Origin of the sequence: Sphingomonas sp. Leaf198 (assembly GCF_001424005.1) — a bacterium.
GTDB lineage: Bacteria > Pseudomonadota > Alphaproteobacteria > Sphingomonadales > Sphingomonadaceae > Sphingomonas.
Window position 1 is genome coordinate 647,111 of the sequence record NZ_LMPX01000001.1, and the last position, 25,733, is coordinate 672,843.

The following is a 25,733-nucleotide window of genomic DNA, read 5'->3' on the forward strand; positions in this document are numbered from 1 at the left end:
GCTAGCGTGTGGGGGTGAATTCGGCAACGGGTTCGCGCTAAAGGGGGCTTGGCGCTATTAGGGCGTCATGATCGCGCTCGACCCCAAGCCGTACCCTATCGACCACATCGCGCTGCGTGGTGCGCCTGACGCGATTGCGCTGGTCGACAAGGCGGGGGCGATGACGTTTGCCGAACTCGAGGCGGGGGTCGGTGCATTGGCGGGGTGGCTCGCTGCCCAGGGGCTGTCGGCGGGCGACCGCGTCGCGACGTGGCTGCCCAAGACGCGCGTCGCCTGCCTGATGCCGCTCGCGGTGGCGCGAGCGGGTTTGGTGCATGTCCCGGTAAACCCACTGCTCCGGCGAGCGCAGGTCGCACATATCCTGGCAGACAGCGGCGCTCGCCTACTGGTGACCCAAAGCGTGCGGGCCGGCACGCTAGACGATGGCGACGTACCGGATGGCTGCGCGATCGTAGACGAGACGGAGCTACTCTCGTTTCCTCGCGAACGCGGGGGGCCAGGAATGCAGAACACGACGCCCGTGATTCCTGGACCCCCGCCTTCGCGGGGGAACGGGATGACGGGGCCCTCCGATGCCAACCCCGATACCCTTGCCGCGATCCTCTACACGTCCGGTTCCACTGGCCGGCCGAAAGGCGTGATGCTGAGCCATGCCAACCTGTGGCTCGGAGCGATCTCCGTCGCGCACTATCTAAAGCTGGAGCCTGAGGACCGCGTGCTCGGCGTACTCCCCTTGTCGTTCGACTACGGCCAGAACCAGCTATTCTCCACATGGGCGGCCGGCGCGTCGGTAGCACCGCTCGACTACCTCGTCGCACGCGATGTGGTAAAGGCGGTCGAGCGGGTCCGGGCTACGACGCTGGCGGGTGTGCCGCCTCTGTGGATGCAATTGCTGGAAGCGGAGTGGCCGGTGGAGACCGCCGCTCGGTTGAAGCGCCTGACCAACTCTGGCGGCGCATTGACGCCGCGGCTCGTGCGGGGCCTGCGTGAGCGGTTCCCGGAAGCGAAGGTGTACGCGATGTACGGGCTGACCGAGGCGTTCCGATCGACCTATCTCGACCCGGCGCTGATCGATACGCACCCCGACGCGATGGGACAGGCGATCCCGTTTGCCGAAGTTTCGGTGGTGAAGCCCGACGGCACGCGCGCTGCGCCGGGGGAGCCGGGGGAACTCGTGCATTCGGGGCCACTCGTCGCGCAAGGCTATTGGCAGGATGCGGAGCGGACGGCGCAGCGGTTCCGGCCGGCGCCCGATGGTAACGGCATGGCGGTCTGGTCGGGGGATACCGTCGTCGAGGGCGAGGACGGCCTGCTCCGATTCGTCGGTCGCGATGACGAGATGATCAAGAGCGCGGGTAACCGGATCAGTCCGCTCGAGGTCGAAGAGGCCGTACTGGCAGGCGGCGAAGCGCGCGAGGCAGTCGCAGTCGGTGTGCCGGACGAGCGGCTGGGGCAGGCGATCGTCGTGATGCTGGCCGGGGATGCAAGCGGAGAGGGGGCGTTGCGGGCGCGATTGCGAACGGCTTTGCCGAGCTTCATGCAGCCGGGGATGTACCTCTGGCGGGACGAATTACCACGTAATGCCAATGGGAAGCTCGACAGATCTGCCATTGCGTTGGAAGTAAAAGCCTGTTCTCCCGCGAAGGCGGGAGTCCAGTCTGGGCCCCCGCCTTCGCGGGGGAACAGGGAAGGGAGCGCGTCATGAAACCGATGGGTGCCCTTCCTCGTGAGTTCGCACAGCAGGATGGTCCGCTGAAGATCGGCGGACGGACGGCCGACGACTGGGCCGTGCACGCCAGCGACACGCCGCTGTTCGTCTACGACATGGCGATCGTCGCTGTCCGCATCGCGCGGTTCCGCGCCGCAATGCCGGCCATCGATCTGCATTACGCCATCAAGGCCAATCCACACGCCGAACTGCTGACCGCGATCGCGCCGCTGGTCGACGGGCTCGACGTCGCTTCCTCGGGCGAACTCGCGAAGGCTATCATCGTGAAACCGGCCGCCTCGATCAGCTTCGCGGGGCCCGGCAAGCGTGACGATGAACTCGCGGCCGCGATCACTGCTGGCGCCACGCTCAACGTCGAATCGGAAGGCGAGGCGGTGCGGGCGTTCGCGATCGGCGAGCGGCTCGGCCACACACCGCGCATGGCGGTCCGCGTGAACCCCGACATCGAACTGCGCGGCTCTGGGATGCGGATGGGCGGTCGCGCGTCGCCGTTTGGGGTCGATGCAGTGCGGGCGGCCGCGCTCGTGAAAGCGATCGTCGCGGCGGGCGCGGACTGGCGCGGCTTTCATATCTACGCAGGCAGCCAGGCGCTCGATCCCGCCGCGATCACCGAAACCCAGGCCGCGACGATCGCGCTTGCCGCGCGGTTGGCGGACGAGGCCGGCGTCGCGCCCCCGCTCGTCAACCTCGGCGGCGGTTTCGGCGTGCCGTATTTCGCAGGCGACGCGACGCTCGACGTCGAGCGTGTCGGCGATGCACTGGCCGAAGCGCTCGCATCCCGTCCGGCAGTCCTCGCCGAAACGCGGTTCGCGATAGAACTCGGGCGCTGGCTCGTCGCCGAAGCCGGGGTCTATCTGACCCGCGTCATCGACATAAAGCAAAGCCAGGGCGAGACCTTCGTCGTTGTCGACGGCGGTCTCAACCACCAGCTCGCCGCCAGCGGCAATTTCGGCACGGTCGTTCGCCGCAACTATCCGATCGCGGTCGCCGCGCGCATGGGGCACGCGCCAACCGAAACCGTGTCCATCGTCGGCCCCTTGTGCACGCCGCTCGACCGGCTCGGCGACAAGGTCGCGCTCCCCCCCGTCCACGTCGGCGACCTGATCGCGATCTTCATGGCCGGAGCCTATGGTGCGAGCGCCAGCCCGGCGGCGTTTCTCGGGCATCCACCCGCCACCGAGATCGTATCTGTGCTATAGCGACGCGGTGCTGACCTATCGGAGCATGGTTACGGGGCGCTCCTAACGCTATCTTCACCTGTTCCCTCCATAGCGAAGGCCGAGTTTAGCCGACTGTCGGGCTGCCGATGGGCGGTGTGACACCAGGAGAAAAGTGCCAATGCGTTCCGGATCCGTTTCGAAATCCCTGCTGACCCTTGGCGTGGCCGCGACCACGCTCGGTGCCTGCACGAGCACCGGCGGTCGTCCCGAATTGCCGCCCGCCGCCTACGTCGCGAACAAGGAGTTGCCCGGCGAGGAATACGTCATCGGCCCGCTCGATCAGCTCAACATCTTCGTCTGGCGCAATCCCGAATTGTCGTCGAAGGTCCAGGTGCGTCCCGACGGCCGGATCACGACGCCGTTGATTAACGACATGCCCGCGGTCGGCAAGACCCCGGCGATGCTCAGCGACGACATCAAGAAGGCGCTCGCGGCCTATATCAAGGACCCGATCGTCTCGGTGATCGTCGAGAATTTCAGCGGCACCTACAGCCAGCAGGTCAGGATCGTCGGTGCGACCGAAAAGCCCGCCTCGATCCCTTATCGCGCGAACATGACGCTGCTCGACGCGATGATCGCGGTCGGCGGGCTCAGCCAATATGCCGCGGGCAACAAGGCGCGGCTGGTCCGTTACGACCGCGCGACCGGCAAGCAGACCGAATATGGCCTGCAGATCGGTAATCTGCTCAAGAAGGGCGATTCCTCAGCGAACGTCCGGCTCGAGCCGGGCGACGTGATCATCATCCCCGAATCGATGTTCTGAGGCACGCCGAGATGAACGGGATCTACGACGAGGTGCGCATCGCGCTCCACACGATCTGGACGCGGCGCTGGCTGGCGCTTGGCGTGGCGTGGGGCGTGTGCGTGCTCGGCTGGCTGGTCGTCTCGCAGATCCCGAGCCGGTACGATTCGACCGCGCGCGTGTTCGTCCAGATGCAGACGATCCTGCCTGCGGGCATGGACGGCGTGCCGCAGAGCGTGCCGATGAGCGTCGATGCGATCCGCACCACGCTGACCTCGGCGGTGACGCTCGAAAAGGTCGTGCGCGGGACCGATCTGGCGGCGACCGTGTCGAGCGACCGCGACGTCGCCGACCGCGTGTCGAGCCTCGCACAGAATATCAAGATCGTCTCGCAACAGGATAATCTGTTTCAGATTACCGCCACCGCCTCCAATCCCAAGCTGGCGCGCCAGGTCACGCAGAAGCTGATCGACCTGTTCGTCGAGCAGAATTTGGCGGGCGATCGGTCGAAGACCACGCAGAGCCTGACCTTCCTCGACCAGCAGCTCGCGGCACGGCAGAAGCAGCTCTCGGACGCCGAGGGCAAACGCGCCGATTTCCAGAACCGCTATCTCGGCGCGTTGCCGGGCACCGGGTCGATCAGCGACCGGATCGGTGCGGCGCGGTCGCAGATGGCGCAGGTCGATGGCGATCTGGCGGCGGCGCAGTCGAGCCTCGCCGCAGTGCAGGGGCAGATTGCGGGAACCCCCGCGACGGTTGCAGGCGTTGGCGGTGTAGCCGGCGCGGCCGGCCCGGCCCGTGCGCGGTTGCAGGCGATCCAAGGCCAGCTCGCCGATGCGCGCGCACGCGGCTATACCGAGAACCATCCCGACGTGGTGGCGCTGAAGAGCCAGCTGGCGGCAGCGACCGCGGCGGCACGGAGCGAGCCGCTGTCCGGTGGTAGCGCCAATGGCAGCGCGCAGAACCCGCTCTATGCCTCGCTCCAGTCGATGGTGGCGGATCGTCAGGCGACCGTCGCGTCGCTGCGGATGCGGAAGAGCCAGTTGCAGGGCGACCTCGACATGCTCAATTCGAAGCTCGCGGGCGATCCCGAGGTCGCTGCCGAACAGGGTTCGATCGATCGCGACTACCAGGTGCTCAAGGACCAGTACGACACGTTGCTGACACAGCGCGAGCAGACCGCGCTGATGGGGCAGGCGCAGTCGCAGAGCGATCATGTCAAGTTCAGCGTCATCGATCCGCCGACCATGCCGCGGACGCCGAGCGCGCCGAACCGGATGCTCCTGCTGTCGGGCGTGCTGGTCGCTGGACTCGCGGCGGGGATCGGCGCAGCGTTTGCGATGGGGCAGTTGAGGACGACGTTCGCGACCACGACGCGGCTCGAAAAGGCAGCGGGGATGCCGGTGATCGGGTCGATCGGCGAAGTCGTGACGCGGGTCCAGTCGGATCAGCGGCGCGCGAAGTTGAAGATGTTCCTGGGTGGCACCGCCGCTCTGGGCGCGGCCTATGTCCTGCTGCTGGGGGTCGAGATCCTGCAGCGCGGACTGGCGGCATAAAGGGGGATGACCGTGACGAAACCTGATCGCGAACCCTCGCTGCTCGAACGCGCAGCCAAGGTCTACGACTTTAACGCGCATCTGCGCGCGCGAAGCGCTCCGGCCGCGCCGGTCGAGGATATCCGGTCTGCGGGCATTCTTCCCACCGTCGATGATGTCCCGACCGCGGCACCGGGCCGCGCGCCGACCCACGGTCCCGCCTTCGATGCGATGTTCGAGGACGCCAGTTTCCTGGCGATCCCCGAAGAGCTGCGCGCGCCGATCGGCAGCGAACTGTCCGATGAATTCTATCTGCCGCCGGACGAGTCCGATGATACCGCGCGGATCGATCGCGGCATGCTGGCCGCGAACGGCATGATCGTGCCCGGCGCGCCGGTCGGCCCGCTCGCTGAAGAGTTTCGCCTGATCAAGCGGCAATTGCTGATCGCCAGCGCACGGATCGCGGAAAGCGACAGCCCCGAAAAGGCGCGCATGATCCTCGTCTGCTCGGCGCGGCCCGAGGACGGCAAGACCTTCTGCGCGATCAACCTTGCGCTCTCGATCGCCGCCGAGCGCGACACCGAAGTGCTGCTCGTCGATGCCGACGTCGCCAAGCCCGATGTCGCCAACCAGCTGGGGCTCAACGCCGGCGCCGGACTGCTCGATGCGCTCGCGGATTCTGCGATCGACGTCGAGGATCTCGTGATCCGGACCGACGTGGCGCACCTGTCGGTGCTGCCCGCGGGGACCAAGACCGCGATGGACACCGAGTTGCTCGCGAGTGCGCGGACCAGGACCGTGATCGCGCGGCTGCTCGCGGCCAACCCCCGCCGCATCATCATATTCGATTCGCCCCCCGCGCTCGCCGCGTCGCCCGCCTCGGTGCTGGCGATGCGCGTCGGCCAGGTGATGCTCGTCGTACGCGCCGATCGCACGCCCGAAAGCGAACTCCGCGCCGCGGTCAACCTGCTCGACGGGTGCGAGCATATCCAGCTTGTCCTGAACGCGGTGTCGTTCGTCCAGGGCGGCGCGCGGTTCGGCAGCTATTATGGCCACGAGGTGTCGCAGTGAGCCGGCGCGCGCTCCGCACGCTCGCGCTGGCGGGCACGACGCTGACGCTCGGCGCGCCGGTGGCGGCCCAGGCCGTGCAGTCGGGGCAGGCGGCACCGACCGACCAACCCGCGCAACTGGAGCAGACCGCGCAGTCCGGCCAGACCCAACGCCGCGTGTCGGTGAGACCGTATATCGAGGCGAGCCAGATCTTCGACGCCGACCTTAACGGCGGCGACGTGCTCACCTACACCAGCCTTGCCGCTGGCGTGGATGCGGCGATCGCGACGCAGCGCGTGTCGGGGCAGGTAAGCTACCGCTACGAACACCGGTTCGCCTGGAACAAGAACGCGGTCGACAACGACATTCACTCTGGGCTCGCGCGCGTCGACGCCCGCGTCACACCGAACCTGACGTTCGAGGCAGGCGGCATCGCTACGCGCACCCGCTCCGATATCCGCGGTGCCGCGCCGGGTCTGCTGATCGGCAATGTCGACAACGTGTCGCAGCTCTACTCAGTCTATGCCGGGCCGAGCCTGACGACGCGCGCCGGACCGGTCACGTTCGATGCCAACTATCGCCTGGGCTATACCAAGGTCGAGACGCCCAGCTTCGGCGGATCGACGCTCGCGGGCCAGCGGCTGGATTATTACGACGATTCGATCGGCAACACCGTGACCGCGCGCGCCTCGACCGCGCCGGGCAGCGTGGCGCCTTTCGGCATCACGGTCAGCGGTGCGTACGACCGCGAGACGGCCAGCCAGCTCAAGCAGCGGTACGAGGGCTATTACGGCCGCGGCGATATCCTCCAGCCGATCTCGCCCTATGTCGCGCTGACCGCGGGCGTCGGCTACGAGAAGATCGAGACCAGCCAGAAGGATGCGCTGGTCGATGCAGCCGGTGCGCCGGTGCTCGACAGGGACGGCCGGTTCGTCACCAACGACGCGTCGCCGCGGCGGATCGCGTATCGCACCGACGGCCTGTATTACGATGCGGGCGTGATCTGGCGACCCAACCGCCGGACCTCGGTCGAGGGGCATCTCGGCAAGCGCTATGGCTCGCTCAGCTTCACCGGCACCGCGACGTACCAGGCATCGAAGTCGGTCGGCATGGCGGTCAACGTCTATGACGGCATCCAGACCTTCGGCCGCCAGCTTCGCACCGGCCTCGGCAATCTGCCGACCAGTTTCATCTCGGGCGGACAGCAGGGCTTCGGCCAGCAGTTCAACGGTTGCGTGTTCGGCACCAGCGGCGCGCAGCCGGGCGGCTGCCTCGACAACGTGTTCCAGTCGATCTCGACCGCGAGCTACCGCGCACGCGGGGTGGACGGCGTGATCGTCGCCACCCGCGGTCGTTCGACCTGGGGCGGCGGCGTGGGCTACACCAATCGCCACCTCTATGCTCCCGACGGCGCACCTGGGCTGGTCGTCACCGGGCTCGAAGACCAGAGCTATTACGCACAGCTCTTCTATGCGCGGTCGCTGAGCCAGGTCTCGGGGATCAACGCGGACCTGTTCGCGAACTATTACGAGCCGGGCGTCGCCAATGTCCCGCTGGAGGCCATCTCCGGCGACGACAGCGTCTGGTCCTACGGCGCGACCGGCACCTATTATCGATATTTCGGGCGACTTGGCACCACCGCGTCGCTCGGACTTTACAGCTTCAAGGTCGGTGATCTCGACAGCGACTGGTCGGCGCAGGCGCTGATCGGTGCGCGGTACCAGTTCTGAAGGCGAGTAAGATATGTACGACGAGCATTATGGTCTGACGGGTCGGCCGTTCCAGCTGACCCCCGATCCCAAGTTCTGGTTCGAGACCGCGACGCACCGCAAGGCGATGGCGTATCTCGGCTATGGTCTGGCGCAGGGCGAGGGCTTCATCGTCATCACCGGCGATATCGGCGCGGGCAAGACGACGCTGGTCGGCCATCTGATGGATACGATCGATCACCAGCGCCTGAACGCGATCCGGCTCGTCTCCACCGCCATCGAGGCGGACGATCTGCTGCGGATCGTCGCCACCGAACTGAAGGTCGATCCCGCCAGGCTGACCAAGGCCGAACTGCTCACCGCGATCGAGCGCGGGCTGCACGCGGTCGCGCGGACCGGCAAGCGGACGCTGCTGATCGTCGACGAAGCGCAGGCGCTGCCGATCTCCGCGCTCGAAGAATTGCGGATGCTGTCGAACTTCCAGGCGGGGGGGCACGCGCTGCTCCAGATCGTCCTGCTCGGCCAGCCCGAGTTTCGCGATCGGCTGCACGGCTCGGACCGGCTCGAACAGCTCCGCCAGCGCGTGATTGCGATCCACCATCTCGATCCGATGGAGGCTGACGAGGTGTCGGAATATCTGGCGCACCGTCTGTCGGTGGTCGGCTGGACCGGCAATCCCGATTTCGCGGACGACGCGTTCGCCGCCTTCTACGCCGGCTCGGCTGGCGTGCCGCGTCGCTTGAACATGCTCGCCGGCCGCGTGATGCTGCATGCCGCGATCGAGGACCTGACCGTGATTGACGCTGCCGTCGTGCGCGCGGTCCAGCGCGATCTCGAAGGCGACCTGCCGACGACCGCGACCAACACCGCCGCGCCCGCGCCACAAGCCAAGCCTACCCAGTCTGTCGAAGTCCGTCCCGAAGCGCCGCGGATGGACCAAGCAATCGTCGACCGGATCGCCGATCTGGAGGCGCGCGTCGAATTGCAGGATGAGGCGCTGCGCCGTGTGCTGACCCTGCTCGTCGACTGGGTCGAGAGCGATACCGACAAGCCCGACTATTCGCCGATTCGCGGCGTTGCTGCCTGGCATGATGCGGCCTGACGTGACGGCGCGGAAACCTACCGTTCTCAATGGCCCCGTTCTCAATGGCATGTCGGTCGATGTCGAGGATTGGTTCCAAGTCGGTGCGTTCGAGAACGTGATCGACAAGGCGGACTGGGATTCGCTGCTGCCACGCGTCGAGGCGAACACCGACGCGGTCCTCGCGCTGTTTGCCGAGCGCGATACGAAGGCCACGTTCTTTACGCTCGGCTGGGTCGCGCATCGCTATCCCGCGCTGATCCGGCGGATCGTCGATGCCGGGCATGAGATTGCCAGTCACGGCTGGGATCACCAGCGCGTCTTTACGATGACGCCGGATGTGTTCCGCGCCGATCTGGTGCGTGCACGCAAGGCGATCGAGGATGCGGCGGGCACCAACGTTACCGGCTACCGCGCACCGAGCTTCTCGATCGATCAGCGGACGCCCTGGGCGCATGTCGAACTGGCCGAGGCGGGCTATGCCTATTCCTCGAGCGTCGCGCCGGTGAAGCACGACCATTATGGCTGGCTCGACGCGCCGCGCTACGGGTTCAAGCCGCTTGCCGACAGCGCGCTGATCGAGGTGCCGGTGACGGTCGCCAAACTCGGCGAGCGCAAGCTGGCCACGGGCGGCGGTTTCTTCCGCCTGCTCCCCGCGGCGATCACCGATTTCGCGGTACGTCAGGTCAATCGCGAAGACCGGCCGGCGATGTTCTACTTCCATCCCTGGGAGATCGATCCGTCGCAACCCCGCGTTGCCGCGGCACCGCTGCGCTCGAAGATCCGGCATTATTCACGATTGGGCGCGATGGCCGGCAAGTTGCGCGGGCTGCTCGGGCGCCACGCCTGGGGTCGCGTCGATACGGTTGTCGCGCGCGAAGCGGCCCGGCTGGCGTGACCGCGCCGATGCCCGTCGGCGTGCGCGAAGCGGACCTTCGCGATCCGGCGGCGTGCGCGCGGATCGAAGCGTTCGTCGAGGCGACCGATGGCGCCACGCCGTTTCACCTGCCCGCATGGAGCCGCGCGGTGCAGGACGGCTGTGGCCAGCGCACGCGCTATCTGCTGTCGGAGGACGCGCGCGGTGCGATCGTCGGCGTGCTGCCGCTGACCGAGATGCGCTCGCCGCTGTTCGGGCGCGCGCTGGTGTCGACCGGGTTCGGCGTCGATGGCGGCGTGCTCGGGGACGCGGTCGAACCGCTCGCGGCGGGGGCGTGGAACCTCGCGCTACGGATCGGCTGTCCGTCGGTCGAACTGCGCGGCGGTGCTGCACCTGCGGGTTGGTCGAGCGATGATACCAGCTATCTCGGCTTCGCGCGCGATTTGGCGGTGGACGACGACGCCGAACTGCTCGCGATCCCGCGGAAACAGCGCGCCGAAGTCCGTCGGTCGCTCGGGTTCGATCTTGAGATCGTGACGGGTAACGACCGCAAAGTGCTCGCCGAGCACTATCGTGTCTACGCGGAATCGGTCCGCAATCTCGGTACGCCGGTGTTTCCCGCCAAACTTTTCCGTAGCGTCGTGAATACTATGGACGCCGATGTTCTGACCGTCCGGCATGAGGGCAGGGCGGTGGCGAGCGTCCTCAGCCTGTATCATGACGGCATCGTCTATCCCTATTGGGGCGGCGGCACCGACGCCGCGCGGGGGCTGCGCGCGAACGACCGGATGTATTTCGCACTGATGGCGCACGCGCGCGCGCGGGGATGCACGCGGTTCGATTTCGGTCGGTCGAAGACCGGCACCGGGGCGGCGGCGTTCAAGAAGAACTGGGGGTTCGTGCCGGAGCCGCGGTTGTACGCCAAGCGAAGCAGCGGGCCCGCGCGCGAGGTCAATCCGCTCAACCCCAAATATGCGCTGATGGTGCGGACGTGGAAGCGGTTGCCGCTGTGGGCGGCCAACGCCGCCGGACCGTGGATCTCCCGAGGTCTGGGGTGAGCTTGCTGTTCCTGGCGCACCGCGTGCCGTTCCCGCCCGACCGCGGCGACAAGATCCGCAGCTTTCACATCCTACAGTATCTGGCGAAGCGCACGCGCGTTCATCTGGTCGCGTTTGCGGACGATGCGGCTGACGTCGATCCACCCGCGGCGTTCACCGACATGCTGGCGAGCTGTACGATCGTGCCGCGCACCAAGTCTCAAAAGCGCGCGGCGGTCGAGGCGTTGGCGACCGGCAGGCCGGTATCGCTGACCGCGTTTGCGCATCCCGCGATGCAGGCGGCGGTCGATCGCGTGATGCCCCACGTCGACGGCGTCTACTGCTTCTCGGGCCAGATGGCGCAGTATCTGCCGGTCGACGCGCCGCCGGTCGTGATGGATTTCGTCGACGTCGATTCCGCCAAGTTCGCCGGGTTCGCCGCGGACTCCCGCGGGCCGATGCGCTGGATGATGCGGCGCGAGGCTCGGCTGCTCGGCGCGTTCGAGCGGCAGGTAGCGGCGCGAGTTTCTGCCAGCCTGTTCGTCAGCACCGCCGAATCCACGATGTTTCGCGACGGCGGCGCGACCGGGCGTGTGCTCGCCGTCGAAAACGGCATCGACTCGGTAAAGTTCGATCCGGCCGCGCAGTTCGCCAATCCTGCCCCCCTCCCTGGAAGGGAGGGGCCGGGGGTGGGTCGGTTTCCCCAAGCGCGAACGCCAGTGGCACAAGCCAGCCAACCCACCCCCAACCCCTCCCTTTCAGGGAGGGGGGCAGAAGCGGTGGCAGAGGCGCTGATCGTCTTCACCGGGCAGATGGACTACCGCCCCAACATCGACGCCGTCACCTGGTTCGCGCGCGACATCCTGCCGCTCGTCCGCCAGCGCACTCCCGCGCGGTTCGCGATCGTCGGCCGCGCGCCCACGTCCGCGGTCGAGGCGCTCGCCGGCGACCACGTCACCGTCACGGGCGAAGTCGACGACGTCCGCGGCTGGCTTGCTGCCGCCGATGTCTGCGTCGCGCCGCTGAAACTCGCACGCGGGATCCAGAACAAGGTGCTCGAGGCGATGGCGATGGCGCGTCCGGTCGTCGCCTCCACCGCCGCGGCCGAGGGAATCGACCACGCGGGCACGATCCTCGTCGCCGAAACCGCGCGCGACTTCGCCGCCCAGGTGATCGCGCTGCTCGAAGCCCCCGAAACCGCCGCCACGCTCGGCACCGCCGCTCGTGCGCAGGTGATCCGACGTTACGGCTGGGACGCACGCCTCGCGCCGCTCGACGCATTGCTCGACCTCGAAGCATGACCGATTGGCGCCGCCACGGGATCGCGCTCGCGCTGGTGGCGGCAATCATCCTGCTGACCTTCCGCAGCGACGTCCGCGATCTCGCGCGGATCTGGTGGACCAGCACGACCTTCGGGCACTGCCTCTTCATCGGCCCGGTGATCGCCTGGCTGGTATGGCAGCGCCGGACCGAGCTGGCGCAGCTCGTGCCGACCGGCTGGTGGCCGGGTTTCGCGCTGATCGCGATCGGCGGGGTCGGCTGGCTGATGGGCGACGCCGCGTCGGTCGGTTTCGCACGCCAGCTCGGGCTGGTGATGATGCTGCAAGGCGCCGTATTGACGATCCTCGGCCCCAATGTCGCGCGCGGGCTGCTGTTCCCCTTGTGCTACGCGTTCTTTCTCGTGCCGTTCGGCGAAGGTCTGGAGCCGCCACTCCAGACCGTGACGGTCGCGATCGTCATGCCGTTGCTCCACCTGGTCGGCGTGCCCGCGGTGGTCGACGGCGTGCTGATCCACGCCGGCCGCTATTATTTCGAGGTGGCGGAGGCGTGCTCGGGCGCCAAGTTCGTCATCGCGATGGTCGCGTTCGGCGTGCTCGTCGCCAATCTGTGCTTCGTCTCCGGCCGACGCCGCGCGATCTTCCTGGTCGTCTCGGTAGTCGTGCCGGTGATCGCCAACGGCTTCCGCGCCTTCGGGACGATCTGGGCGGCCGACCTGACCTCGGTCGAGGCGGCGACCGGGATCGACCACATCATCTATGGCTGGGTGTTCTTCGGCATGGTGATGGCGGGCGTGCTCGCGATCGGCTGGCGGTGGTTCGACCGCGCACCCGATGATCCCGCGTTCGATCCCGCAACGCTCCAGGCGCCGCCCCGCCATCGTACCGGCGCGGTGCTCGCCGCCTGTCTCGCGGTGGCGACTGTCGCGGTGTTCCCCGCCTGGAGCGCCGCGGTCGCCGGGCGGGCACAGCGATTGCCCGCGCATATCGACCTGCCCGAGATCGCCGGCTGGCACCGCGTGCCGGTCAGCACGCGCGCGCCGTGGATGCCCTATTATCCCGGCGCGGATCATTATCTGTTCGGGCGCTATGCCGACGCCTCGGGCGCGACCGTCGACATGAACATCGCGGTCTTCGGCAGCCAGCACGAGGGCAAGGAGCTGATCGCGTTCGGCACCGGCGTGCTGCGCGAGGAGGACCGCTGGGTGCGCGTCGCCGATCTTCCCGACATCGCCGACGCGAGCGGCGCGGGCGGCAGCGTGATGCGAATCACCGCGCCCGGCCCCGTGGAGCGGATCGTCGCGACGTGGTACCGGGTGGGCGATGCAACCACCCATGACGAGACGCTGGTGAAGATCGAGACGATGAAGGCGCGGCTGCTCGGCGGTCCGCAACGCGCGGTGGCGATCCACCTGTCGACCGAGGGCGCCGATCCGCGCCCGATCGCGCGCTTCCTCTCCGCGCTCGGGCCGCTTGACCGGATCGCCGATCGCGCCGCGGGCCAAATCGCGGGGGCACGCTAGATGTGCGGCATCGCCGGGATCTTCCATCCGGGTACGCCCAAGCCGGTCGAGCCCAATCGCGTCCTCGCGATGATCGCCGCGCAGGCGCATCGCGGACCCGACGGCGACGGCATCTGGACCGCGCCGGGCGTCGGCCTCGGCCATCGTCGCCTGTCGATCATCGACCTCGAGGGCTCGCCGCAGCCGATGTCGGACGGGTCGCTGACGATCACGTATAATGGCGAGATCTACAACTTCGCCGATCTGCGCGCCGAACTGACTGCCAAGGGCGCGATCTTCCGCACCGAAGGCGACACCGAAGTCCTGCTCCACGGCTGGCGCGCCTGGGGCCCGTCGATGCTCGACCGGCTCAACGGCATGTTCGCCTTCGCGATCCACGATTCGCAGGCGCACACGCTGTTCCTCGCGCGCGACCGGATGGGGGTGAAGCCGCTCCACTATGTCGAACTCGCGGACGGGTCGCTCGCCTTCGCGTCCGAACTAAAGGGCCTGCTCGCGCACCCGCAACTGCGCCGTGTGCCTGATCTGGGCGCGGTCGAGGACTATCTGGCGTTCGGCTACGTACCCGATGACGCGTGCATCGTCGCGGGCGTGAAGAAGCTCGCGGCCGGCCATTTCCTGTGGATCGAGCGCGGTCGTCCGGTGCCGCAACCGCGCAAATGGTGGGACATCGATTTCTCCAACCGCGCGACCGGCTCGGCCAAGGCGCTCGGCGAGGAACTGGTCGACCGGATGCGCGCCGGCGTCCGCTCGCGGATGGTTGCCGACGTCCCGCTCGGCGCGTTCCTGTCGGGCGGGGTCGACAGCTCGGCGGTGGTCGCCTTGATGGCTGAGGCCAGCCCGAAGGCGGTCCGCACCTGCACGATCGGGTTCGACGAGGCAGGACATGACGAGCGCGCATACGCCGACACGGTCGCGCGCCGGTTCGCGACCGATCACCGCGAACGCGTCGTCGCGTCGGGCGATTTCGGCCTGATCGACACGCTCGTCGCAAGCTTCGACGAGCCCTTTGCCGACGGATCCGCGCTCGCGACCTATCAGGTCTGCGCCTTGGCGCGTGAAAGCGTCACCGTGGCCTTGTCCGGCGACGGCGCGGACGAAGCGCTCGCCGGATATCGTCGGTATAAATTCCAAGCGGCGGAAGAGCGCGTCCGTGGCCTGCTCCCGGCGCATCTTCGTACCGAGGTCTTCGGAACGCTGGGCCGGTTCTATCCGAAGGCCGACTGGGCGCCGCGTCCACTGCGCGCCAAGTCGACGCTGCTCGCGCTGGCGCAAGGTGGCGGCGAGGCGTATGCGCGATCGGTCGGCGTGACGGGACCTGAGCTTCGCGCGCAACTGTTCGCTGCCGGTGCCCGCGCGCAGCTCGGCGGCTATCGCGCGGAAGATCGCTATGTCGCGACGATGGCGAACGCGCCCGCGCGCGATGCGATCGACCGCGCGCAATATGCCGATATCAAGCACTGGCTGCCCGGCGATATCCTCACCAAGGTCGATCGCACCAGCATGGCGGTCGGGCTGGAGGCGCGCGAGCCGCTGCTCGATCACCGCCTGATCGAATTCTGCGCGACCTTGCCGGCGAACATGCGGCTCCGGCGCGGCGAGGGCAAATGGCTGATGAAGAAGGCGATGGAGCCCTATCTGCCGCGCGAGATCCTGTATCGTCAGAAAATGGGCTTCGTCACGCCGATCAGCGCGTGGTTCAGGGGCGCGCTGGCGGGCGAGGCGGTCGCGCTCGCCAAGTCGCGGACGCTGGGCGAAACCGGGTGGTTCGACATGGCGACGATCGCCCGGATCGCGGACGAACACCGGGCCGGACGAGCCGAGCATGGTCGCACGCTCTGGCAGTTCGTGATGCTGGAACGCTCGATGAAGCGGATGTTTGGCTAGGCTTCAATGCGGCTGCATGGGCTCGACGCTGGTCCTTGCGCGCGCGATCAACGCTTCCAGCGCGGCATCGTCGAGCCGACCTGCCGTCCGCAGCGCCGCCTCGGGGGTCATCGCGATCACCGCGCCACCGGGGCCATCGATGATGACCTCGCCCTCCTCGTGAAAAACGTCGCGGGGCTGGTCATGCGGCTGGGTCATCGTGGCTCTCCCGGTATCGTAGAATAACGTCGGACCCCGCGACTTGCTCCCTAGACGCGCGGTGGCGCTAGCCCGCGACGAGTTCGCCCATCCAGCGATCGAACAATTGCGGCCACAACGACCCCGGCGAGCGCGGCGACAGGCGTGTGCCGAAACCGTGTCCGCCATGCTGGAGGAAATGTGCCTCCGCCGGGATGAGGGCGCGACGCGCGGCGGCGAGCGTGTCGACGCTGTTGGCGACGGGCACGGTGGTATCGTCCTCGGCGTGGACGAGAAACAGCGGCGGATCGCCGGCCTTCAACTGGCGGTCGACCGCGTAGCGCGCCTGCACCGCGGGCAGCGGATCGGGGCCGAGCAGGTTGGCGCGCGATCCGCCGTGGCTGCGGCCGGGATCCATGTTGGAAACCGCGTACATGAGCCCCGCCCAGGCGGGGCGTGCCGAATGGCGATCGGTGGCGTCGATCGGGCGGTAGGCCTTGAAGTCGTGCAGCACGGCGACTGATCCGGCGAGGTGGCCACCGGCGGAAAAGCCGAGTACGCCAAGCTTCTCCGCCCTGATCCCGTAAGTGCGCGCGTTGGCGCGGATCAGCCGCATCGCGCGCTGCGCGTCGGCAAGCGGGACATCGGCGCGGTCGGCCCAGCCTTCGCCGGGCAGGCGGTAGCTCAGCACGAACGCGGTGATCCCGAAACCATTGAGGACGCGTGCGACGTCGATGCCCTCGTTGCGGAGCGAGGTGATCGAATAGCCGCCGCCGGGAACGATCAGCACCGCGCGGCCGTCGGGCCGAACAGGGCGGAACACGCCGACCTCGGGCCGCACCACGCCGCGCATCTGGAAGTCGCGATAGCCGTCCGGGTAGCGCGGCATGCGCGGCTGCGGGACCGGTAGCGGGCTCGGCGCGCCTGCCGGGATACCGGGCCAGAGCGCGAACCGCTCTGCGGGCGGCCACATCGGCATGTCCGTCGTGCGCAGCTGAGCGGCGCTGACCTGTGCACCGCTCCGCGCGAATGCGGGAAGCGCCAGCCCGGCGGCGAGGGGGAGGGTGAGGAGCGAACGGCGATCGAAGGTCATATGAGAATCCTAGACGATCGAACCGGGTTCGGGGAGAGGCGGCCGCCGCGATCAGCGATTATTCGCAAGCGTTCTTAAAACACGGCGAGCGCGGCATGCAGCGTGAGCGCGACGAGCATTAGGCTCGACAGCATAAAGAGGACAAAGCGGGCGCGAACACGATTGCTGGTCGACTGGACGATGCTGTGCACGATCCGCAGCCCGACATAGGCCCAGGCGATCCAGGCGTTGATGCCGTTGCCCGTGCCGCTCAGCGCCAGCACGGCGCAGACCGCGTAGAACAGCGTCGGCTGCTCCATCAGGTGATTGTGGTTGTGCGCCTTCCACTGAATGTGCGGCGGGAGCGCGCGGTCAGCATCCGCCGCCTTGGTACCGACGAGCGTCCGCATGTCGACCCCGGCCGCCTTCATCGCCGGCAACCGCGTTGCGAGCGTCCATCCCAGCATCACGAGCGTCCACGCGATCAGCACGACCATCGGTCGCAGGATCTCGCTATGCATGAAAAAGCCTCCCCCGGTTACCCGGAGGAGGCTGCATCAATTGCCCGGAAGGGGCAACGGCATCTCTAATCCTCCCCCGCTAGGGGGAGGTGTCGCGAAGCGACGGAAGGGGAGGCGGCGATAACGTCGGTTCCGCGTCCTCCCCCTCCGTCAGGCAAGCGCCTGCCACCTCCCCTGGCGGGTAAGGATCGTAAGGTTCAGGCCTTGTCGAAGCTCGCGCCCCACTTGCGGACCGGACGGTCCTTCCAGAGGCCACGGTGATACGCATCCGACGCCAGCAACGGCATCACCGAACCGGCCTCAGCGAACACCATCTGCTCGATGCCCGTGTTCACCTTGCCCCACGAAGCCGCTTCCTGCAGCGTCGACGACGAGCATGCACCGTCGCGAACGTCGGCAACCGTGATCTGCACCGCGTACTTATGGACCTGGACGTCGTCGTGACCGAGAATCTCGGCGCAGACGACGGTGTCTTGGATAAAGTTCTTCGGCACGCCGCCGCCGATCATCAGCAGCCCGGTGGTGCCCGCCTTGATCTTGATCTCGGTCAGCTCGCGGAAGTCTGCGATCGCGTCGAGGACCATGTACGGCTTGCCCGCCTTCACCGCGTCGACCTGGTGCTTGACCAGACCGAAGCCTGCCGACGAATCGACGAACGCCGGGCAGAAGATCGGCACGTCATGCTCGTAGGCGAGCTTGACGAGGCTGTTCTCCTTCTTGCCGTGCTCGACGAGATACTTGCCCATCTCGCGGATAAACTCGCGGCTCGAATAGGCGCGCGGCTCGAGCGTCTCGGCGATCTCGAAGATCGTGTGGTCGACGTGCTGGAGCTCTTCCTCGTCGATATAGGTGTCGTAGATCCGGTCGATCATCAGCGAGCGCAGCACGTCGTCGTGCGGCACTTCGAGCGCCTGGTAATGCTTGTGGCCGAGGCCCTCGAAGAAATCCATGTCGACGATCGTCGCGCCGGTCGCGACGATGCCGTCGATCATGTTGTTGCGCAGCAGCTCGGCATACAGGTCCATGCAACCGCCGGCGCTCGTCGAGCCCGCGATCACGAGGAAGATCGTGCAGTCCTTGTCGGCCAGCATCTGGTTGTAGATGTCGGTCGCACGGCCGAGATCGCGGCTGGTGAACGACATCTTCTTCATCGCGTCGACGATCGGCCGCGCGTCGAAGCTCGTGATGTCGATGTGCTCGACGGTGGTGGAAAGGAGTTCCGCCTTGCGCTGCGCGTCGATGCGGGTGTCTTCGGTCATGTCTAATTTCTCCTGATCCCCCCTCCCGCCTGCGGGAGGGGGCTAGGGGGTGGGCGCCCGCTCACCGCGAACGCGCCGGATGTGGAAAACGCGCGCCCACCCCTCGGTCCCCTCCCGCGAGCGGGAGGGGAAGACGAAGAGCGAACGATTACTTGGTGTTGGTTACAGCTTGACGACGTTCGACGCGAGGTCCTGGAACCGTTCGTCGTACAACGAGACCATCGGCTCGTCGGTGACGATCACCGTCTCGTCCGATCCGAACCCGTTGAACGCGGTCCGCATCGCCGAGCCGTACGCGCCGAGCATGCCGATCTCGATGTAATCGCCGGCCTTCGTGTCCGCGGGCAGCATGAACGGGCCGACCATATAGTCCATGTCGTCGCACGTCGGACCGTAGAAGCTGAACTCCATGTCCTTCGCACGGCTGTCCGGCTCGCGGAGCAACTCGGTCGGGAAACGCCAGCCGATATGCGCCGCATCGAACAGCGCGCCATACGCACCGTCGTTGATGTACAGCTCGGTTCCGCGACGCTTCTCGACGCGGACGATGATCGACGAATATTCCGCGCACAGCGCCCGGCCCGGCTCGCACCACAACTCGGACGAATAGCTGACAGGCAGCGATTCGAACGCACGATGGATCGTCTCGAAGAAATGCTCGAGCGGCGGGGGCTCCATGCCGGGATACGACGACGGGAAGCCGCCGCCGACGTCGATGACGTCGACCGTGACCGCCGCCTCGACGATCGCCGCACGGACGCGCTCCATCGCGTTCGAATACGCCTCGGGGGTCATCGCCTGCGAACCAACGTGGAAGCAGATGCCGAGTGCGTCCGCTGCCTGACGCGCCGCGAACAGCAGCTCTTTGGCTTCGTGCGGGGCCGCACCGAACTTCGACGCGAGGCTCAGCTTCGAATGCTCGGACGACACACGCAACCGAACGCAAAGCGTCAGGTCGGTGGCTTCGCGGGTAGCGCGAACGACCTTGTCGAGCTCTTCGAGGCTGTCGAGGCTGAACGTCCGGACGCCGTGCGTGAAATACGCCTCGGCGATCGCTTCCTCGGCCTTGACCGGGTGCATGAAGCACAGGGTCGCCTGCGGCAGCGTCCGTGCGACCAGGCGCACTTCGGCAATCGACGCCACGTCGTAATGCGTGATGCCATTGTCCCACAGGATCTGCAGGAGTTCGGGAGACGGGTTCGCCTTTACCGCATACATCGAGCGACCCGGGAACTTCTCGACGAAGAACCGAGCGGCGCGCGCAGCAGCGTGCGGACGAACGAGCGTGACCGGATTGACCGGACGCCCTTTAGCGATGTCGATGCCGCTCCCGATGTGGGAGGTGTCGGCGGTCGAATGGGCTTTCGCTAACCCCAGCGCGATATGATGCTTGACCAATTCAAGGGACCTCCAATGTCCTGAGACAAATTACAAAAACACTGCCTTGCGGTTGGAAGTCCCATGGGGCAGCGGAAGCGCGATCTAGGGTTACGCGCCCCCCATGTAAATAGCGTTTGGCAGATAGGAGACGGCGTGTGACGATTTTGCGACAACCGACGCGGGCAGGGGTGCGGGACGCCGCGGAGAAGATCGCCCGGATACTCCCGCCGACGCCACTGTTCGTCAGTGAAATCAAGGGCGTACCGGTCGCTTTCAAGGCCGAGTCGTTGCAACCAATCGGCGCCTTCAAGATTCGTGGCGCGTGGCATCGGCTCACCGCCTTGGACGAGGCGACGCGACAAAAAGGCGTCGTCGCGTTCTCCTCAGGCAATCACGCGCAGGGCGTGGCGTGGGCGGCGAAGCGGCTGGGCATCGCGGCGACGATCGTGATGCCGTCGGACGCACCGCGACTGAAGCGCGAATCGACGTTGGCACTGGGCGCGGAGGTGGTCACCTACGACCGCGCCACCGAAAGCCGCGAGACGATCGCCGCAGGGCTGGCCGAAGCGCGAGGCGCGACGCTGGTGCCGAGCTTCGACGATCCGTGGATCATCGAGGGGCAGGGGAGTGCCGGGATAGAAGCAGCCGCACAGATGGCGACATTGGGGATGGGCGTGCCAAGCCGGGTGGTGATCCCCTGCGGCGGTGGCGGTCTCTCGGCCGGCATCGCGCTGGCGTTGAAGGACAGCGCGATCACCGTCGTCGAACCCGAAGGCTGGGACGACATGCGCCGCTCGCTGGAGGCATCGTGGATCGAACCCGTCGGCCCCAACCCGCCGCCAACCGCCTGCGACTCGCTCCAGACCCTGCGCGTGTCGCCGCTGACCTTCGACGTCCTCTCCCGCCGCGATGCGACTGGTGTGGCGGTCAGCGAGTCGGAGATCGCGGCTGCACAGCGCTGGGCGGCGGAGAAACTGCGGCTGGTGATCGAACCCGGCGGCGCGGTCGGGTTGGCGGCGGTACTTTCTGGCAAGGTGAAGCTCGAACCCGGCCTGCTAGTCATTCTGTCCGGCGGCAACGTCGACCTCGCCGCCTATGCCAAGGCGATGGCCGCATGAACGCCGCACTGACTTCGATCGCCACAGCAGCGCCTGCCATAGCGATGCTAGGCATGTTCGCCTGCCTGATCGGCGGTATCGCGCTGATCGCCAAGAAGCGCGACACGAAGAAGGGCGTACTCATGCTGATAATGGCCGCAGTCCTGCTGGCCAACGTAGCGATCTGGACCCTCTAACTCCCTCGCCCCTGCGGGGAGAGGGAAGGGGCCCGCCGCGCTTGCGGTGGGAAGGGAGAGGGGAGTTGGCGAGAGCGTATCGATCCCCAACTCCCCCTCATCCGACGCTCGCGCGCCACCTTCTCCCCGAGGGGAGAAGGAATCACCGGATCGGCGAGTTCGGGTCGAGACGCATATCCAGATACTTGTCCACGCTCCCCATCAACTCCGGCATTTCATGCTCGAAGAAGTGGTTCGCCTTCGGGATCGTATCATGATGGATCGTGATGTGCTTCTGCGTCCGCAGCTTATCCACCAGCTTCTGCGTAGCCCCCGGCGTCGCAACCTCGTCGGCCTCGCCCTGAATGATGATCCCGCTCGACGGGCATGGTGCCAGGAACGTGAAGTCGTACAGGTTGGCCGGCGGTGCGACCGAGATGAACCCGCGGATCTCGGGACGGCGCATCAGCAGCTGCATGCCGATCCACGCGCCGAAGCTGACGCCCGCGATCCAGGTCGTCTGCGCCTCGGGATGGAAGCTCTGCACCCAGTCGAGTGCGCTCGCCGCATCGCTCAACTCGCCGACGCCGTTGTCGAACACGCCCTGGCTCTTGCCGACGCCGCGGAAGTTGAACCGCAAAGTCGCAAACCCGCGCCGCTGGAAGGTCTTGTAGAGCTGCTGCACGATCGCGTTGTTCATCGTGCCACCGGCCGACGGATGCGGGTGCAGGATCATCGCGACAGGCGCGCGCGGACGAGGCCCCGGCGCAAAACGACCTTCGAGACGGCCTTCGGGACCGGGGAAAATGACTTCTGGCATAGGCACTCGCGAGCTGGGATACGCACTCGGGTGGAGTGCCGGATTATCGACGCTATATAAGGTCCGCGCCCCTTTTCGCAATTGGAACCGACCCTGGCCCGTACCGAAGCCCGCATCTACCTCGATCATGCCGCCACCACGCCGATGCGCCCCGAGGCCGTCGCGGCGGTGATGGAGGGCATGGCGCGCTGGGCGAACCCGTCCTCGCCGCATGCCGAGGGCCGTGCCGCACGGGCCGCGTTGGAGGACGCGCGGAAGCGGATCGCCAAGGCGCTGGACTGGCCGCATCACGTGATCCTGACCAGCGGCGCGAGCGAGTCTGCGGCGTTGGCGCTACGTGGGCGACCCGGTGTTGCGGCGGCGGCGGTCGAGCATGATGCGGTCCTCCGCGCGGCCGAACAGCCTGTAATGCTGGACGTCGACGCAGGCGGTATCGTCGTGAACGGGGAGAGCGCCCAGGCGATCGCGCTCCAGTCCGCGAACAGCGAAACAGGCGTTCTCCAGGATCGCCCCACCGGTCTCTGGATAGCCGATTGCTCGCAGACAGCTGGCAAGCTCCCGCTCCCCGAAGCCGACCTTATCATCGTCTCCGCGCACAAGCTCGGCGGCCCTCCCGGTATCGGCGCGCTGCTGGTCCGCGATCTCGGTCTGCTCGACCCGACTGGCGGGCAGGAGCGAGGCTACCGCGGCGGCACCGAGAACCTGCCCGGCGCGCTGGGCTTCGCCGCCGCACTCGAAGCGCCTCGCGACTGGTTCGCCGACATGGCCGACCTTCGCGCCGAACTCGACGAAGCCATCCTCGCGAGCGGCGGCGAGATCGTGGCGCAAAACTCCCCCCGCATCCCCACGATCACCTCCTACCGCATGCCCGGCGTCAGTTCCGCCGCCCAGCTGATCCGCCTCGACATGGCCGGGTTCGCCGTCTCCGCGGGCAGCGCGTGCTCGTCGGGCAGCATGCGCCCTAGCCACGTCCTCGCCGCGATGAGCTATTCCGCCGAAGCCGCTGCCGAAGTCGTCCGCGTCAGCTTCGGCTGGACCACGACACCCGAAGACGTCGCGAAGTTCGCCGAAGCCTGGACGCGGATCGCCCAGGACATAAAGCGCCCTGGGAGACTGGGGGCATGATCTACCTCGACTACCAGGCAACCACCCCCCTCGCGCCAGAAGCCCTCGCGGCAATGCTCCCCTGGCTCGAATCACAGCATGCCAACCCGCACTCCCCCCACCGCGAAGGCCGCCGCGCAAAAGTCGCCGTTGAAGTCGCGCGAGATCAGGTTGCTGAGTTGCTCCCCCCCGGCGGCCGCATCGCCTTTACCGGCGGCGCCACCGAAGCACTGAACTGGGCGATCAAGGGCACGACCGGCCCGATCGTCACGCTTGCCACCGAACACGCCGCCGTCCTCGACACGGTCGCAGCCGAAGCGGCGAGGGCGCGCCCAGTCACGGTTATCCCCGTCGGCCCCGATGGCGTGGTCGACCTCGACCAAGCCCGCGCCGTGATCCAACCCGGCACCGGTCTCGTTGCCGCGATGCTCGTCAACAACGAGATCGGCGTCACGCAACCGGTCGCCGCGCTTGCCGAGATCGCCCACGCATCCGGCGCGCTGATGCTCTGCGACGCGGTGCAAGGCTATGGCCGCGTTCCGATCCCCGACACCGTCGACCTGATCGCCATTTCCGCGCACAAGATCCACGGCCCCAAGGGCATCGGCGCACTCTGGATCCGCGACGGCGTCGATCTCGCGCCGCTGATGCACGGCGGCGGGCAGGAAGCCCCCGGTCGCTCCGGCACGCTGTCGCCAGCTCTCTGCGCAGGCTTCGGCGTCGCCGCGCGGCTCATGGTCGACCGCAAGGCCCAGGACGCCGCGCACATCGACCGCCTTTGGTCGCTCGCGCTCGACCGCCTCGGCCCCGGCTGGACGATCAACGGCTCGACCGAACACCGCTACCACGGCAACCTCAACATCCGCCGCGCAAACCTCGACGTGAACCGGCTGATGTCCGACCTCCGCGACATCGCCTTCTCCGCCGGGTCCGCCTGCGCGAGCGGATCCGGCCGCTCCAGCCACGTCCTCCGCGCGATCGGCCTCACCGAAGCGCAGGCGCGGTCCAGCATCCGCCTCGGCTTCGGCCGCTACACCACCGAAACCGAACTCCGCGACGCCATCGATGCGATCGTCGCCGCAGCCGAGGCGCAATGGCCATGATCGTCCACTTCATCGCCCGCGACGGCACCATCAGCAGCGTTGCGGCCAACCCCGGCGACCGCCTGCTCGACGTCGCGCAAGCCGACAACCAGCCGCTAGAAGGTACTTGCGAAGGCCAGCTCGCCTGCGCGACCTGCCACGTCATCGTCGACGCCGCCGACTTCCCAAAGCTCAACCCCGCAAGCGAGGACGAGGAGGACATGCTCGATCTCGCACACAACGCGACGCGCACCAGCCGTCTCGCCTGCCAGATCCGCCTGACTGATACGCTCGACGGCTTGACCGTGCGGATCCCCGCTTAGGTCAGCAAAGCTTACAGGAAGACAACGGCCGGTTCAGGGAACGTGCACGGCCAGAGGCACACTACTCCCTCATCGCCTCAATGTACGAGGTCTCGAGAGGAGTACCGGACATGAAGATCATCGCAATGTTCGCCGCTGGCGCGCTGGCCACGGGAACCCTGGTCGCCTCGGCACCCGCCGACGCGCAGCGTTATGGATGGGACGGTCCTCGCGACGGCCCCGGCTGGCACGATCGTGGTCGGCATGAGGGGCGCGGCTGGGATGACCGGCGCGGCTGGGATGGCCCGCGCCGCGGCTATCGCGGCTACCGCGACGGTTATCGTGGCGGCGGCTACGGTTATCGCGGCCCGCGCGGTTACGGTCGGTCGCGCGTCGTCTGCCGGATCGAGCGCGGCTATTACGGCCCGGTCCGTCGCTGTTTCGAACGGTAATTCCCGCGCCGATACGGAACCGCACCGACAGCCTCTAGGTTGGTAACATAGGTTGCAGGGGTCATCAGAACCCGCACCCATCAGGAGAAGTCCCATGAAGTTGTTCACCCTCGCCGCCGCCGGCCTTGTCGCGCTCACCGGTCTCGCCCCCGTCGGCATCGCCGCCGAAGCCTCGGCCCAGCGCACCGTCGTCCATGAGCGCACCGTCGTTCGCCACGACGATCGCCGTCCCGGCTACCGTCGCCACGCCGTGCGAACGCGCCAGGTCTGCCGCAACGTGTACCGCAACCATCACCGCCAGCGCGTCTGCCGCACGGTCCGCGTTCGTCGCTGATCGGACGGCCGCCACTAAAGCGGCTTGATCATCCCGCCCGACCCCGCCATATGCGCCGCGGGAGTCGGGCGGACGTGGTCGTCGCCAACTTGGTCAGATCCGGAAGGAAGCAGCCACAACGACCCAGCCACGGGTCGTCCCGGCTCCCACCGCGAACATGTCGTACCGACATGTGAGCGCGGCCAGCGGCGCAAAGCGCCGACTGACGATGCGGCTAAGCCGCATCGCACTTCTAAACTTCTCAGTTAGACAGTCGCCCAAGCGGAACCGGGCCTAAACCGCGCCCGATG

At 67.3% G+C, this 25,733-nt stretch carries 24 protein-coding genes, 1 other RNA gene and 1 pseudogene; 20 read left to right on the forward strand and 6 right to left on the reverse strand.

Translation table 11 applies throughout. From position 1 onward, the window contains the following. Window positions 1-67 precede the first annotated feature (67 nt). From ASG20_RS02965 to ASG20_RS03020, 12 genes are all read left to right on the forward strand, one after another. Window positions 68-1,705 carry an acyl-CoA ligase (AMP-forming), exosortase A system-associated gene (locus ASG20_RS02965; protein ID WP_056048282.1) on the forward strand — a complete coding sequence of 546 codons (1,638 nt, stop codon included), beginning with the start codon at window positions 68-70 and terminating at the stop codon, window positions 1,703-1,705. Beyond that, the gene (locus ASG20_RS02970) at window positions 1,702-2,928 is read left to right on the forward strand and encodes a pyridoxal-dependent decarboxylase, exosortase A system-associated (protein ID WP_056048286.1); all 1,227 of its coding nucleotides are present in this window, start codon (window positions 1,702-1,704) and stop codon (window positions 2,926-2,928) included. The genes ASG20_RS02965 and ASG20_RS02970 overlap by 4 nt, the downstream gene beginning before the upstream one ends. Before the next feature lie 139 nt (window positions 2,929-3,067). Next, window positions 3,068-3,712 (forward strand): XrtA/PEP-CTERM system exopolysaccharide export protein, encoded by a 645-nt coding sequence (locus ASG20_RS02975; protein ID WP_056048289.1) that lies wholly within the window; start codon window positions 3,068-3,070, stop codon window positions 3,710-3,712. 11 nt (window positions 3,713-3,723) lie between these two features. Next, window positions 3,724-5,247: an XrtA system polysaccharide chain length determinant gene (locus tag ASG20_RS02980; RefSeq protein ID WP_056048292.1), complete on the forward strand. Its 1,524-nt coding sequence runs from the start codon at window positions 3,724-3,726 to the stop codon at window positions 5,245-5,247. Window positions 5,248-5,253: 6 nt separating this feature from the next. Beyond that, window positions 5,254-6,297: an AAA family ATPase gene (locus ASG20_RS02985; RefSeq protein ID WP_056048295.1), complete on the forward strand. Its 1,044-nt coding sequence runs from the start codon at window positions 5,254-5,256 to the stop codon at window positions 6,295-6,297. Beyond that, a complete protein-coding gene (locus tag ASG20_RS02990; protein ID WP_231420320.1) occupies window positions 6,294-8,006 on the forward strand; it encodes a hypothetical protein in 1,713 nt (570 codons plus the stop codon). The genes ASG20_RS02985 and ASG20_RS02990 overlap by 4 nt, the downstream gene beginning before the upstream one ends. A 13-nt stretch (window positions 8,007-8,019) precedes the next feature. Then, complete coding sequence (locus ASG20_RS02995; RefSeq protein WP_056048299.1) at window positions 8,020-9,087, forward strand: ExeA family protein; 1,068 nt, start codon at window positions 8,020-8,022, stop codon at window positions 9,085-9,087. After that, window positions 9,077-9,964, forward strand: a complete 888-nt coding sequence (locus tag ASG20_RS03000) for an XrtA system polysaccharide deacetylase (protein ID WP_056050351.1) — start codon at window positions 9,077-9,079, stop codon at window positions 9,962-9,964. Before ASG20_RS02995 ends, ASG20_RS03000 begins: the two co-directional genes overlap by 11 nt. After that, window positions 9,961-11,001, forward strand: coding sequence for a FemAB family XrtA/PEP-CTERM system-associated protein (locus ASG20_RS03005; protein ID WP_056048306.1), 1,041 nt, complete (start codon window positions 9,961-9,963; stop codon window positions 10,999-11,001). Before ASG20_RS03000 ends, ASG20_RS03005 begins: the two co-directional genes overlap by 4 nt. Next, window positions 10,998-12,281 (forward strand): glycosyltransferase, encoded by a 1,284-nt coding sequence (locus tag ASG20_RS03010; protein ID WP_056048309.1) that lies wholly within the window; start codon window positions 10,998-11,000, stop codon window positions 12,279-12,281. Before ASG20_RS03005 ends, ASG20_RS03010 begins: the two co-directional genes overlap by 4 nt. Next, window positions 12,278-13,780: an exosortase A gene (xrtA, locus tag ASG20_RS03015; protein ID WP_056048312.1), complete on the forward strand. Its 1,503-nt coding sequence runs from the start codon at window positions 12,278-12,280 to the stop codon at window positions 13,778-13,780. The genes ASG20_RS03010 and xrtA overlap by 4 nt, the downstream gene beginning before the upstream one ends. Next, a complete protein-coding gene (locus tag ASG20_RS03020) occupies window positions 13,781-15,667 on the forward strand; it encodes an XrtA/PEP-CTERM system amidotransferase (RefSeq protein ID WP_056048315.1) in 1,887 nt (628 codons plus the stop codon). It abuts the gene before it with no gap. A gap of 3 nt (window positions 15,668-15,670) precedes the next feature. On the opposite strand, the gene ASG20_RS03025 is transcribed toward ASG20_RS03020, so the two are convergent. From ASG20_RS03025 to ASG20_RS03045, 5 genes are all read right to left on the reverse strand, one after another. Continuing rightward, window positions 15,671-15,865 (reverse strand): hypothetical protein, encoded by a 195-nt coding sequence (locus ASG20_RS03025; RefSeq protein WP_056048318.1) that lies wholly within the window; start codon window positions 15,863-15,865, stop codon window positions 15,671-15,673. A gap of 67 nt (window positions 15,866-15,932) precedes the next feature. Further along, window positions 15,933-16,937: an alpha/beta hydrolase gene (locus ASG20_RS03030; RefSeq protein WP_056048322.1), complete on the reverse strand. Its 1,005-nt coding sequence runs from the start codon at window positions 16,935-16,937 to the stop codon at window positions 15,933-15,935. A gap of 74 nt (window positions 16,938-17,011) precedes the next feature. Next, complete coding sequence (locus ASG20_RS03035; protein ID WP_056048325.1) at window positions 17,012-17,437, reverse strand: MAPEG family protein; 426 nt, start codon at window positions 17,435-17,437, stop codon at window positions 17,012-17,014. Window positions 17,438-17,634: 197 nt separating this feature from the next. Beyond that, the gene (locus ASG20_RS03040; RefSeq protein ID WP_056048328.1) at window positions 17,635-18,696 is read right to left on the reverse strand and encodes a 1,9-bis(guanidino)-5-aza-nonane synthase; all 1,062 of its coding nucleotides are present in this window, start codon (window positions 18,694-18,696) and stop codon (window positions 17,635-17,637) included. Between the two features lie 162 nt (window positions 18,697-18,858). Continuing rightward, entirely contained in the window at window positions 18,859-20,094 is a 1,236-nt protein-coding gene (locus ASG20_RS03045; RefSeq protein WP_056048333.1) for a type III PLP-dependent enzyme, read from the reverse strand. Window positions 20,095-20,231: 137 nt separating this feature from the next. Here ASG20_RS03045 and ASG20_RS03050 point away from each other — a divergent pair, with 137 nt between their 5' ends. After that, entirely contained in the window at window positions 20,232-21,194 is a 963-nt protein-coding gene (locus ASG20_RS03050; protein WP_201780663.1) for a threonine ammonia-lyase, read from the forward strand. Then, window positions 21,191-21,370 (forward strand): hypothetical protein, encoded by a 180-nt coding sequence (locus ASG20_RS03055; RefSeq protein WP_056048339.1) that lies wholly within the window; start codon window positions 21,191-21,193, stop codon window positions 21,368-21,370. Before ASG20_RS03050 ends, ASG20_RS03055 begins: the two co-directional genes overlap by 4 nt. Before the next feature lie 142 nt (window positions 21,371-21,512). Here ASG20_RS03055 and ASG20_RS03060 read toward each other — a convergent pair. After that, window positions 21,513-22,400, reverse strand: a pseudogene (locus ASG20_RS03060) (alpha/beta hydrolase); the annotation flags it as partial. Between ASG20_RS03060 and ASG20_RS03065 the strand changes: the two are divergent. The 6 genes from ASG20_RS03065 to ffs all read left to right on the forward strand — a co-directional run bounded on the left by ASG20_RS03065 (window position 22,284) and on the right by ffs (window position 25,595). Then, the gene (locus ASG20_RS03065) at window positions 22,284-23,294 is read left to right on the forward strand and encodes a cysteine desulfurase family protein (protein ID WP_269083206.1); all 1,011 of its coding nucleotides are present in this window, start codon (window positions 22,284-22,286) and stop codon (window positions 23,292-23,294) included. The pseudogene ASG20_RS03060 and the gene ASG20_RS03065 sit on opposite strands and share 117 nt — an antisense overlap. Then, window positions 23,291-24,376, forward strand: coding sequence for a cysteine desulfurase family protein (locus tag ASG20_RS03070; RefSeq protein ID WP_056048346.1), 1,086 nt, complete (start codon window positions 23,291-23,293; stop codon window positions 24,374-24,376). The genes ASG20_RS03065 and ASG20_RS03070 overlap by 4 nt, the downstream gene beginning before the upstream one ends. Next, window positions 24,373-24,678: a 2Fe-2S iron-sulfur cluster-binding protein gene (locus ASG20_RS03075; RefSeq protein WP_443025891.1), complete on the forward strand. Its 306-nt coding sequence runs from the start codon at window positions 24,373-24,375 to the stop codon at window positions 24,676-24,678. The genes ASG20_RS03070 and ASG20_RS03075 overlap by 4 nt, the downstream gene beginning before the upstream one ends. Window positions 24,679-24,788: 110 nt before the next feature. Beyond that, on the forward strand, window positions 24,789-25,109 hold the full coding sequence (locus tag ASG20_RS03080) for a hypothetical protein (protein ID WP_056048352.1): 321 nt from the start codon (window positions 24,789-24,791) through the stop codon (window positions 25,107-25,109). Between the two features lie 94 nt (window positions 25,110-25,203). Continuing rightward, a complete protein-coding gene (locus ASG20_RS03085) occupies window positions 25,204-25,443 on the forward strand; it encodes a hypothetical protein (RefSeq protein ID WP_056048354.1) in 240 nt (79 codons plus the stop codon). 58 nt (window positions 25,444-25,501) lie between these two features. After that, window positions 25,502-25,595, forward strand: an RNA gene (gene ffs / locus ASG20_RS18870) — signal recognition particle sRNA small type. Window positions 25,596-25,733: the final 138 nt, after the last annotated feature.